The organism is Psychrosphaera sp. B3R10, assembly GCF_018861025.1.
GTDB classification, from domain to species: Bacteria; Pseudomonadota; Gammaproteobacteria; order Enterobacterales; family Alteromonadaceae; genus Psychrosphaera; species Psychrosphaera algicola.
This window is the reverse complement of the sequence record NZ_JAHKQH010000034.1, coordinates 1-11,391: the sequence shown is the minus strand read 5'-3', so window position 1 is coordinate 11,391 and position 11,391 is coordinate 1. Positions and strand designations below refer to the sequence as shown.

At 41.7% G+C, this 11,391-nt stretch carries 10 protein-coding genes; 6 read left to right on the top strand and 4 right to left on the bottom strand.

The annotated features are described in order from the left end of the window. Positions 1-293 precede the first annotated feature (293 nt). The 5 genes from KO525_RS12695 (at position 294) to panP (ending at position 6,242) form a co-directional block, all read left to right on the top strand. A complete protein-coding gene (locus tag KO525_RS12695) occupies positions 294-2,162 on the top strand; it encodes a DUF3413 domain-containing protein (RefSeq protein WP_215964197.1) in 1,869 nt (622 codons plus the stop codon). A gap of 171 nt (positions 2,163-2,333) precedes the next feature. Beyond that, the gene (locus KO525_RS12690) at positions 2,334-2,783 is read left to right on the top strand and encodes a DUF5665 domain-containing protein (protein WP_215964196.1); all 450 of its coding nucleotides are present in this window, start codon (positions 2,334-2,336) and stop codon (positions 2,781-2,783) included. 90 nt (positions 2,784-2,873) lie between these two features. Further along, on the top strand, positions 2,874-3,455 hold the full coding sequence (locus tag KO525_RS12685; RefSeq protein ID WP_215964195.1) for an alkylphosphonate utilization protein: 582 nt from the start codon (positions 2,874-2,876) through the stop codon (positions 3,453-3,455). Between the two features lie 3 nt (positions 3,456-3,458). Next, on the top strand, positions 3,459-4,157 hold the full coding sequence (locus KO525_RS12680) for a tRNA (guanosine(46)-N(7))-methyltransferase TrmB (RefSeq protein ID WP_215964194.1): 699 nt from the start codon (positions 3,459-3,461) through the stop codon (positions 4,155-4,157). A 432-nt stretch (positions 4,158-4,589) separates the two neighbouring features. Further along, positions 4,590-6,242 (top strand): pyridoxal-dependent aspartate 1-decarboxylase PanP, encoded by a 1,653-nt coding sequence (gene panP, locus KO525_RS12675; RefSeq protein WP_215964200.1) that lies wholly within the window; start codon positions 4,590-4,592, stop codon positions 6,240-6,242. Positions 6,243-6,385: 143 nt separating this feature from the next. On the opposite strand, the gene panC is transcribed toward panP, so the two are convergent. The 4 genes from panC to pcnB are packed head-to-tail and all read right to left on the bottom strand — an operon-like array spanning position 6,386 to position 10,006. Then, positions 6,386-7,288 carry a pantoate--beta-alanine ligase gene (gene panC, locus KO525_RS12670; protein WP_215964193.1) on the bottom strand — a complete coding sequence of 301 codons (903 nt, stop codon included), beginning with the start codon at positions 7,286-7,288 and terminating at the stop codon, positions 6,386-6,388. Positions 7,289-7,303: 15 nt separating this feature from the next. Next, the gene (gene panB, locus KO525_RS12665; protein WP_215964192.1) at positions 7,304-8,098 is read right to left on the bottom strand and encodes a 3-methyl-2-oxobutanoate hydroxymethyltransferase; all 795 of its coding nucleotides are present in this window, start codon (positions 8,096-8,098) and stop codon (positions 7,304-7,306) included. A gap of 25 nt (positions 8,099-8,123) precedes the next feature. Then, positions 8,124-8,606, bottom strand: coding sequence for a 2-amino-4-hydroxy-6-hydroxymethyldihydropteridine diphosphokinase (folK, locus tag KO525_RS12660; RefSeq protein ID WP_215964199.1), 483 nt, complete (start codon positions 8,604-8,606; stop codon positions 8,124-8,126). Between the two features lie 5 nt (positions 8,607-8,611). Next, positions 8,612-10,006 carry a polynucleotide adenylyltransferase PcnB gene (gene pcnB / locus KO525_RS12655; protein ID WP_215964198.1) on the bottom strand — a complete coding sequence of 465 codons (1,395 nt, stop codon included), beginning with the start codon at positions 10,004-10,006 and terminating at the stop codon, positions 8,612-8,614. A gap of 328 nt (positions 10,007-10,334) precedes the next feature. Here pcnB and KO525_RS12650 point away from each other — a divergent pair, with 328 nt between their 5' ends. Further along, positions 10,335-11,201: a DUF3014 domain-containing protein gene (locus tag KO525_RS12650; RefSeq protein WP_215964191.1), complete on the top strand. Its 867-nt coding sequence runs from the start codon at positions 10,335-10,337 to the stop codon at positions 11,199-11,201. Positions 11,202-11,391 lie beyond the last annotated feature (190 nt).

Below are 11,391 nucleotides of genomic sequence, written 5' to 3'. Positions count from 1 at the left end.
TTATATTCAGCACAAACCATAGAAAAACAAATTAGCGAGTAAAAAAGGCCAAAACGCTTTTGTTCATAGAAACAACAAGTTAACGATATAAATGGTTGCACAAGCGACACGGGATCGCTCGTGCTATTGACACGGTTTGTCTAATGGGTGACCCCATTGGTCTTAGTGGGAGTTCATATTTAGTGATTAGTATTCGATTTGTTACATTTTTGTTTATGATTTATTAAGGTTTTGTTTCACATACTGAAGCGGTCACAGTAAAATTGCGCTGAATTTTTAATGATGAGCAATTTATGACAAACCGTGCAGTATTTCTAAAATGGACTTTGGCCTTTTCTATCTTCATCAGTGTGATCTTGTGTGTCATTTCACTTCGATTTTTTGAATTTATGCCTGAAATTTCCAGTGCCAAAGCAGCGCTTTTCATCTCAACGGGTCTGTTTAGTCATTATGTGCTTATTTGTTTGTTGGTATATTTGTCTCTTTGGCTTGTCAGTTTTCCACTCAAGTTTGTTCCCCACGGTTTCAAGGTGCTAAAAGTCATCACCTTAATATTGGCTGCGGCCGGCTGCTTTCTATTGGTCGCTGATACCTTTGTGTATGCTCAATATCGCTTCCACATTTCTGGATTTGTGGTCGACATGCTGCTTCAAGGCGGAAGTGCGATAATCGATTTATCTTGGTTTACTTGGTTGATTACAGGTTTGGTTGGCGTCATTTGCCTAGTTGGTATTGTGGCGCTATCTCGCTGGTCAAATCTGGTATCGCAAAGTGGCCAGTGGTTACGAATAAAAAGGATCTATTTATCAGCGTTTTTTGTGAGCTTTTTTGTAAGTAACGGCATTCATTTATTTGCCGACGCAACGTATGACCAAAGCGTGACAGCGCTTGTTCGTCATATTCCAATGTTTTCGCCACTTACGGGTAAATCAACATTACTCAACTCTGGTTTAATAGACGCGGAGTCCATTCGTGCAGAGCGACAAAACCTGTCGATTAAAACCTCAAGTGAACTTAATTACCCAAAACAGCCAATTGTTACAACAGATAATGATGAATCGCTAAACGTTTTAATGATCATCGTCGACTCCCTGCGTTATGACATGTTAAACGATACAAACATGCCATCGGTTATGACATTAAATAATGGGCCAAATACGTTAGGCTTTGAACAACATATCAGTGGCGGCAACTCTACTCGCACTGGTATTTTTAACTTATTTTATGGCCTACCAGGTACGTATTGGAACGCATTTTCAAGTAACCAGGTTTCGCCGGTACTGGTGGATACGTTTTTAGAACATAACTATCAACCTAAAATTTTTGCTGCGGCACCGCTAACAAAACCGGCTTTTGACCGCACAGTGTTTTCTAAGGTGACCGATTTAACGTTAAAAACCCCAGGAGACTCTCCTTGGCAACGGGACGAAAATATTACCGAATATTGGCTCGACTTTGTTGAACAAAGAGTCGCAGATCCAAGCAATCAAACGCCATTTTTTGGCATGTTATTTTACGATGGTGTACATGGCTTTTCCGTACCAGAAAATGCGGAGTCTAGATTTGAACCAAGTTGGCAAAGGGTGGATCATCTATCGCTAAATGCCGATTTTGATCCAACGCCGTATTTTAATCTTTATCAAAACTCGGTTTATCAGGTGGATAAACAAATTAATCGAGTATTGACCCAGCTACGGGAAACAGGGTTGTTAGACAATACCATTGTCATTTTTACCAGTGATCACGGGCAGGAATTTAATGATAACAGGCAGAATTACTGGGGGCATGGCAGTAACTTTACTGACGTCCAAGTCAAAGTCCCATTTTTTGTGCACTGGCCCGGTAAAGCCAAAGCAAATTACACGCACCGTACGAGCCACAGTGATCTGAGTGTGACATTAATGGAAGATTTATTTAACGTCACCAACTCTCGGGCTGACTACAGTACCGGCGTTCATTTATTTGAAGAACAACGAGACTCGTGGACCATAATTGGAAGCTATGTTAATTACGCGATAAAAGAATCAGAACAGCAAACGGTTACTTATCCAAATGGCAGCTATGAAATTTTGGATAACCGAGGCAAGCCAAAAGAAAACGGTAAGCTAGCTACCGATATCGCGCTTAAGGCCATGAAGCAGATGTCTGACTTTTATCAGTAATGTGATTTAAAGACGGGTAAAGTCGGTCATTACTCAGCTTGCTTGTTAGGTTATTTACGTTATTCTGTTTTTATTACTCAGTAGCGGCTAGTCAAAAAAGTCGGTAGCCGTTTCTTGAAATTAACCATTATTTACCCTTAGCTATTTATTCATAGGCGTCACAAATTAAGTATGAAGATAACAAACGAAGACAATCTTGTTACTCACAAAAGTGAAGCGATGAGCGACCCAAAAAGTGACGTTTTAGGATCAAATCTAGAGCCGAAAAAAGATCTGGAAGAAGCCACTATTAAAGCCGAGTCTGAACAGCAAAATGTAGCGTCATCTGACGAAACATCGGAGCTTTCTATCTATGATGCCTTATTAAAACAGACTGAAAATATTCAGGCAGAACTCGAAAAACTTAACAATCATAAGTTGGTACACACTTACAACTCAATTCCCAGATTGATGTGGTTTAGTCTGCTAAAGGGCATTTCTTTGGGTTTAGGAAGTGTCTTAGGTGCGACGGTTGTTTTATCTACATTAGTGTATTTGCTATCGCAAATGGAGTTTATTCCTATCATAGGTGAATGGATTTCCGCGATTTTAGATGTAGTGAAAGAAAAACCAGACAATTAGTGTGCTTTTACAATTTAAATTTATCGTGAAATTTGGCATAATACGTCGCCTGTTTGCCACACATTGATGGCTCTTATTAAAAGGCTCAACATGTCTATCGAATCAACACTCCAACAACGCAGTAACAATACTTGTGAACTTTGCAGCTCAACTACTGACTTAACCGTTTATGCCGTTGCACCGAAAACCGGTGACCACTCGGATGATTGTGTTTTGACGTGTGGGACTTGTACCGAGCAACTTAATGGCGACGCCGACCTTAATATGACGCATTGGCGTTGTTTAAACGACAGCATGTGGAGCACAGTGCCAGCGGTTCAAGTATTGGCATTTCAACAGCTTACTATTTTGACTCAAGCTGGCGAAACCTGGGCTCAAGACTTGTTAGACATGATGTACCTAGAAGATGATGCAAAAGCATGGGGCGAGTCTGGAATTGCACACCGTACAGCCGGTGGTGATTCTGAAGCCATCGACTCAAATGGGACAAAGCTTGCTGCTGGTGACAACGTTTATTTAATTAAAGATTTGCAAGTTAAAGGGGCTGGCTTTACGGCCAAGCAAGGGACGACAGTTCGCGGCATTTCGCTAACCTCTAACCCTGATCATATCGAAGGTCGTGTTAACGGTCAGAAGATAGTGATCTTAACTAAATTTGTGAAAAAGGTTTAATTTATGGAGAGTGGCGAAGGTAATTCGAGAGCCGTAACATCGAATCAAACTGGTGTGCACGACGATTTAGTGTCTGTCGTAGATAAACATCTCAACACTCAGTTTAAAAAACCTTACGCCGCTTTTTCAATCGAGACGTTTGAACAAATTAGACGCACCGTCAATGCGTTTCTGCAAGACAATCCAGCGGGAACGATTATTCTCGACTCCTGTTGCGGTGTTGGCGAGAGTGCTTATCATCATGCTCGCAGCAACCCAGCTAGCTTAGTTATTGCTATTGATAAATCAGAGCATAGGATCGAAAAGCAAGAACATCATGGTCAGGCGTCAGTAACCAACTGTTTTTTCTTTCGCGGTGACTTAAACGACTTGTGGCGTTTGATTTCAGTTGAAGACTGGCCTATTTCTCATCACTATATCCTGTATCCAAATCCTTGGCCTAAAAGCAAACATTTAGGTCGTCGATGGCACGGTTCTCCTGTTTTCAAAAACTTACCGAAAATTGGCAAACGTTTGATTGTTAGAAGTAATTGGTCCATCTATATCGAAGAATTTGTAGCGGCGTTAAAGCAAACGGGTATCGTTGCCCAAATGCAAGAGTATAAAAGCGACACCGCCATAACGCCTTTTGAGCGAAAATATTGGGCAAGCGGTCAAAAAAGCTATCAACTCGACGTTCGGCTAGATGGTTATTTTGACTAACATTTAGTTAAAATATAGAAAAGTTAAAATTCCCCATCTGTTGTCACTTTGTACTTATCCTTTAGTAACAATGGGTTAGCTTTTGGCATTTATCCTGTATTAGCTATTGTACTTATAGATTACAGGAAGACACAAAATGACAACTCAGCACCCCAAACGATTTGTATTAACGACCGCATTTGCTTTAATTGCATTAGTCGAACTTTCATTTGTTTTGCTTGGTTCCATGATGTGATTTCCTACATGATATAAGTTTTTTCCCAAATAGCGCGGATATGAACAGATATCTAAGCTAACCAATATTTTGACCGCTTGTCTCACCATTCAAGCGGTTTTTTTTGTTGATTTCGGTATATTTGTCCCGCTAATTGCAGACATTACAGTTGAGTTACAGTAAAGTACTGGAAAATTTTTCGCTCAATTTTCTAAATGATGTCAGAGAAAAGATTCGCTGCGGCGACGGAACAAAACTTATTTCGTATTTTTACGATACCAGAAGAAGCAGACTCAACGTTGGCTCGGATAGAACAAGAGATCTCTAATAATTTAGATGGTTTTTTGCGAGACAATATTGTGGCTGTGGAAAAACCCTTGTCTGAAATAGAACAAGACTTTTTGGATTCTGTCATTCCTGAGCATCCTCAGTTTGTTTCAGATTTTGCTGACGACATACTTGCGAAGCTTATTGCTCAGTCGGTACATACTTCATCCCCTAGCTTTATAGGGCATATGACATCAGCCTTACCTTACTTTTTATTGCCATTGTCCAAACTTATGGTTGGGTTAAATCAAAATTTGGTAAAGATAGAAACATCTAAAGCGTTTACGCCGTTAGAGCGTCAAACCATAGGTATGTTGCATCGAATCGCCTACGGTGAACTGCAAGCGTCACCCCAGCAAGCGGACGATTATTACAACCGATACATGCACAGTGCAGAAACCTCACTTGGGGCGTTTTGTTCGGGCGGTACGGTTGCTAATATAAGTGCTCTTTGGGTTGCACGTAATGCCTTGTTACGTCCTGATGGCGCATTCCGTGGTGTTGCCAAAGAAGGTTTGTTCCGGGCGATGACCCATTATGGTTACCAACGGTTGGTGATCTTAGTTTCAGAGCGTGGCCATTATTCCTTAGGTAAATCCGCCGATGTACTCGGTTTAGGTCGCGATGACATTGTGACTGTACCAACCGATGAAAATAATAAGATAAGAGTTGATGTCCTCGAAGACATTATTCTGCAGTTAAAAGCGGATAATGCCGGAATTCTTGCCATTGTTGGCGTCGCAGGGACAACCGAGACCGGTAATGTTGACCCATTAGATAAAATTGCCGATGTTGCAGACAAATACAAAATTCACTTCCATGTCGACGCGGCTTGGGGTGGAGCTACGCTAATGTCTGAGACCCAGCGTAAGATATTACGAGGCATCGAACGTGCTGATTCAATAACTATCGACGCCCACAAACAAATGTATGTGCCTATGGGCGCGGGTATGGTGTTGTTCAAAGATCCGCATTCAACCGACGTTATTGAACATCACGCCGAATATATTTTACGCAAAGGTTCAAAAGATTTGGGAACCCATACGTTAGAAGGTAGTCGACCTGGAACTTCAATGCTGGTGTATGCCTGCATGAAAGTGATGGGGCGTAAAGGTTACGAGATCTTAATTGATAGAAGTATCGACACTGCGCACTATTTCGCTAATTTGATCGCTAAAGATCCTGATTTTGAATTGGTTTCCAAACCTGAACTTTGTTTATTGACATACCGCTACGTGCCTAGTGCTGTGCAGGAGTATTTACGTCACTGTAGCGATGAAGATAAAAGGGTCATTAACGAGTTACTCAATGATCTAACAAAGTTCATCCAGAAGAAACAACGTGAGTCAGGAAAATCATTTGTGTCTCGTACGCGTTTAACTCCTCAAGCTCATAGCGGACAAACAATTACTGTATTTAGATGTGTGTTGGCGAACCCGCTAACCACTCGTGATATTTTGCATGAGATACTTGAAGAACAAAAAGAAATCGCTCGGGAAAGCTGGAGAAGTTTACCGGCTATTTTAGAAAAGCTACGCAGTTAAGCCATAAAGCATAAAAAAAGCGCGAACAAAGTTTTTTGTTGGCGCTTATCATTCTTATCTCAAGTCTAGTCGATTTAGCCAAACTCCATTTACTTTAGAGTGTTAATCAACGATTCGCCATTTATAGGTACTCGCTAACAAACCTAACGGCTAAACGTGATGTTATCGATAAGTCGGGCTTTTCCTAAAAAGGCAGCGCCGAGAACAACAAAGTCTTGGGTGTCTTGGGTTATAGGAGCCAAGGTATGGGCGTCTCGAGCGATAACATAATCAACTTTTAACCCTGCTTCATTTATTGCAGCAATCGCGGCAGCTTCAATCTGGGCGTTATCATCAATCACAGAACGGTTATTTGATAAATTATCAGTTGTGGTTGAAGATTGGTAATGTGCCAAAATGGCCGTTTTAACCTGCTGAATTGATTTATGCAGCGCAGGAGCAATGGCTTTTTCTGCCGGAGTTAAATAGCCGTTTCGTGAGCTTTTGGCTAAACCACTTTCTTCTCTTACGGTCGGCACTCCAACAATCTTTATGGGCATGTTGAGGTCGGCGACCATAGTGCGGATAACACGTAATTGTTGATAGTCTTTTTCACCAAAACAAGCCACGTCGGGCTGAACCATATTAAATAGCTTGGTTACAACGGTCGATACACCGCGGAAATGTCCCGGGCGCTGCGTTGACTCAGCACACAATGTATTGTCGTTATCTGGAACCTGAACAAATGTTTGTGCGCTTAAGCCATTCGGGTACATTTCACTCACACTAGGGAAGTAAACAGCATGGTTATCCGCGGCAGCAAGTTTTTCACAATCGGCATCAAATGTTCGTGGGTAGGCATCTAAGTCTTCGTTTTCACCAAACTGCATTGGATTGACAAAAATCGAGGTGATCACCACATCTGCATGTTGATGAGCTTGGTGCACAAGCTGAATGTGACCTTCGTGTAAATTACCCATAGTTGGAACAAAAGCCAAGGTTTTGCCGTCCATACGCAATTGCTGACGCCATTGGCGAAGATCTTCAAGATGCTTAAATATTTGCATTGTTATTTACTTCAATTAGTTAAACGAACGGCTTTCGTCTGGGAAGTCGCCAGATTGCACTTCTTCAATATAAAGTGAAACGGCTTTGCGCATATCCCCGGTGAGCTCGATGTAATTTTTCGAAAATTTTGGAATGTAACCTGAGCTGATCCCAAACATATCGTGCATCACTAAAATTTGGCCGTCGGTTTGATTGCCAGCGCCTATGCCAATCGTTGGAATAGCAATAGCATCAGTTATCGCTTTTGCCAGATCGGATGGTACGCATTCTAAAACCAATAAACTTGCGCCTGCAGCTTCTAATCCCTTGGCATGTTCAATCATCTCTAACGCTTTTTGATTGTCACGTCCTTGCACTTTAAAGCCACCAAATACATTCACCGACTGTGGTGTTAGACCTAAGTGACCACAAACTGGAATACCGTTTTTAGTTAACTGTTTTATTGTGCTGTATAACCAATCACCACCTTCCATTTTTACCATGTTAGCACCGGCAGCCATTAGCTCGTGGGCGTTTCTCATGGTTTCAGTCTCGTTGTAATACGTCATAAATGGCATATCAGCAATAACTAAGGCATTTGTCGCACCGGCTCGGACTGATTTGGTATGATAGGCAATTTGTTCGTTGGTGACAGATAATGTGCTGTCGCCCCCTTGTAGTACCATTCCTAGTGAATCGCCAATAAGTAAAACGTGGACACCAACTGAGTCGAATAAACTGGCGAAACTGGCATCATAAGCCGTTAAAGCAGCAATTTTTTCTTCAGATTGTTTCATTTTTAACAGGGTAGATGTGGTGATCTTAGCCATAGGAATTAACCTTTATCACGTTAAGTTAGTTAATTGGCGTCATGCCGTTTAGAGAAATGTGTTTTGTTAATTCAACAACTTCTGTGCCGCATGGTAATACGAGATTTGGTGATATGTCGAGCAGTGGGTAAATGACAAACTCTCGTTGCTTCAATCCATAATGAGGAATTGTTAAGACATCGTTACTAATAGTGTGATCACCAAACAGTAAGATATCTAAATCTAACGTTCTTGGACCCCAATGTTCACCGTCGCGTGTTCTTCCATGTTGCTGTTCAATTGTACAGGTGTGGTCGAACAATGTTGCTGCCGTAAGACTGGTTTCTAATGCAACAACACAGTTGATGTAATCGGGTTGGTCAGCCGGGCCCATTGGGGCGCTGCGATATATTTTGGAGACACCAAAAAACTGGCAATCTGGCAATTCCGACAACGCATCAATGGCTAAATGAATCGTTTTTTCCGGTTCATTTAAGTTAGCCCCAAGGCCAATATAGACAACTTCAATCATGACTAGCTCGATTGAGTATCGGTATTTTTAGGCTTTGGACGTCTGCGGCGTTTTTTATACGGGCCTTTTTTATTTGGACCATCTGTTGCCGCAGGTGCATTTGTTTTTTCACCTGGCACAACAGGGCGGTGACGGGCTTTAGACGCTCTAATAGCGGCTTCTTTCGCTTCATCACTTTTTTGGAATTCGGTCCAAAATTCGGCAAGTTGAGTTAATTCTCCACCTTCTGCCTCAGCACGTAATATCAAGAAGTCGTAGGCTGCACGGAAACGTGGGTTTTCGGCCAGTTGCACTGGGCGACGGCCCTGAGTCTTAGTTAAACGATGCTGGAATTGCCATATTTCGCGCATAATGGCACTGAAACGTTTTGGAATGGCAACTGTTTTGATCATTTTTTGCAAAATATCATTTGATGCAATTTGGAAAGCATCATAGGGGTGTAATCCACCTTCGATGGCTAATTCGTTGGCGTGTGCTTCAAGTGGGTACCACATTAGCGCCGCTAAAATAAATGCTGGAGATACCGACTTGCCGCTATTAATGCGCTCATCAGTATTTTGGAACATTTGTCTTACTAATATTTCTTCTTTATCTTGGTCGTTACCTGTTAATACTTGATCAACGACCGGGAAGAAATAACGGAACAAGCCAAATTCACGCAACATTTGGAAGTTGTCTTCAGCTTTACCGGCTAAAAACAGCTTTAAACTTTCGTCAAACAAACGTGCTGGCGGTATATTGCGTAACAAGTGTGCCAATTCGTACATTGGTGTTTCTGTACGCGGGGCGATTGTCATACGTAATTTGGTCGCAAAACGGATAGCTCTGAGCATACGAACCGGATCTTCACGATAACGGGTCTCTGGATCACCAATTAAGTCGATGATACCTTTGTCGATATCTTTTAAACCGCCGGCAAAGTCGTGGATGCTAAAGTCATTGATGCTGTAGTACAGCGCATTGACCGTGAAGTCGCGACGTTCTGCGTCTTCTTCAATAGATCCGTAAACATTATCTCGTAATAATTGACCTTCACCCGATGCACGCGATGTTTTTTTCGCTAATTCTTTTGGTGTTTCTTCTTCTTTTGGATCGTCTTCTGGCGCATCGTGATGGCCCCTAAACGTAGCGACCTCAATGATTTCACGACCAAACATAACGTGAGCAAGTCTAAAACGACGACCGATTAAGCGACAGTTATTAAAACAACGTTTTACTTGTTCTGGTGTCGCATTAGTAACAACATCAAAATCTTTAGGTTCGAGGCCGAGTAATAAGTCGCGAATACAGCCACCGACTAAATACGCCTCAAAGCCGTTGTCTTTTAGTCGATACAATACTTTTAAAGCACTTGGACTAAGTTGCTTACGCGATATCGCATGTTCACTGCGAGGCACAGTTGTAGCGCCCGCAAAAGATTGAGTCGACACTGGGGGTGCCGCTTGTTCTGGTTGCTTAACTGATTTTTTTGCTTGAGAATCTTTGCCCAACCAAGAAATAACCTTTCTAAATACCACGAATTAAATACCCAATCTTAAGTTATGAAGGTCAACCTTAACAGGTTGAAGTGGCGCGCATTTTACAGCAATCTGACGCAAATTAAAAATAGTTCGCGCATTGTCATAATATTTAAAATTTAATTTGAACTAAGCCTATGATTTCTGGTCTTATAGCTAATAGTTTTTACGCCATACTGAATTAAGCCTAAATTGGAGAACAAATACAATGGAAACAAGTGGAACTGAGAAAAAACCTTTACCGATTGCCGTATATGCAGGTGCCGTTGCCATTATTCTTGCCGGAGTTGTCTGGGTAGCGATGTCGCCAGGTGATAATGAGCCTGAAAAACCAACGCCAATTGTAAAAATGCCTGAGCCAGTGATTTTGCCTGAAATTGAAAAAGAAGCCCCGGAAATGGTTGAGCCAGAACCTGAGCTCGCTGAAATTACGATTGAACCTGAGCCAGAGGTCGAGCCTGAGCCACCAAAACCAGCGCATCCGCCATTGATGGAAAGCGATAATTGGTTTCGCGCGGAGCTGACTGACTTAGTAATGGGCACGCCTGCAATCAAAAAGGTGGTTCAAGAAAATATCATCAGTAATTTTGTTGTATTTATTGATAACGCCGCTAAAGGTGAGATTGTTCGTAAATTTAGCCCAGTTGTTGAGCCTGAAGGAAAATTTAAGGCGACTTTGTTGGAAGGCCCGGAACTTAAATATGTTCTAAACGAACAGAGTTACAAGCGTTATGACATGTATGCCGATCTAATTACTGCGCTGCCAATTGATGCGAGTGATAATTTATATGACACTTTGTCTCCTTTGGTAGAGGAAGCATACTTTGAGCTTGGTTACAGTGAGAATGACTTTAATGATAAAGTTCTTGAAACCATCGATATTTTGATGGAAACACCAATTGTTGATGGCGATATTAATTTAGTAACACCGTCGGCTATGTTTGAGTTTGCAGACAAGAAGCTTGAGGCGTTATTGCCAATTCAAAAACTATTTTTACGTATGGGGCCAGACAACCAACGTAAAATATTACCGGTTTTAGAAGAAATCAAAGCGAAACTAGAAGCGAAAGACTAATCTAAAAATAACAGGGTATTGCCTGTTTTTAATTAACAGTTATTAACGAGAGTTAATTGCAAAGCGACGTTTGAGTAATCAATCGTCGCTTTTTTCGTGACGATCCTAGACCTGTGGGGTCACCCATTAGACAAACCGTGTCAATAGCACGAGCGATCCCGTGTCGCTTGTGCAACCATTTATATCGTTA

Excerpts from the sequence above, each read along its gene's own strand:
- KO525_RS12680 (WP_215964194.1), top strand. The coding sequence starts at position 3,459 with ATGGAGAGTGGCGAAGGTAATTCGAGAGCCGTAACATCGAATCAAACT.
- KO525_RS12650 (WP_215964191.1), top strand. The coding sequence starts at position 10,335 with ATGGAAACAAGTGGAACTGAGAAAAAACCTTTACCGATTGCCGTATAT.
- KO525_RS12690 (WP_215964196.1), top strand. The coding sequence starts at position 2,334 with ATGAAGATAACAAACGAAGACAATCTTGTTACTCACAAAAGTGAAGCG.
- panB (WP_215964192.1), bottom strand. The coding sequence starts at position 8,098 with ATGGCTAAGATCACCACATCTACCCTGTTAAAAATGAAACAATCTGAA.
- panC (WP_215964193.1), bottom strand. The coding sequence starts at position 7,288 with ATGCAAATATTTAAGCATCTTGAAGATCTTCGCCAATGGCGTCAGCAA.
- KO525_RS12695 (WP_215964197.1), top strand. The coding sequence starts at position 294 with ATGACAAACCGTGCAGTATTTCTAAAATGGACTTTGGCCTTTTCTATC.
- panP (WP_215964200.1), top strand. The coding sequence starts at position 4,590 with ATGTCAGAGAAAAGATTCGCTGCGGCGACGGAACAAAACTTATTTCGT.
- KO525_RS12685 (WP_215964195.1), top strand. The coding sequence starts at position 2,874 with ATGTCTATCGAATCAACACTCCAACAACGCAGTAACAATACTTGTGAA.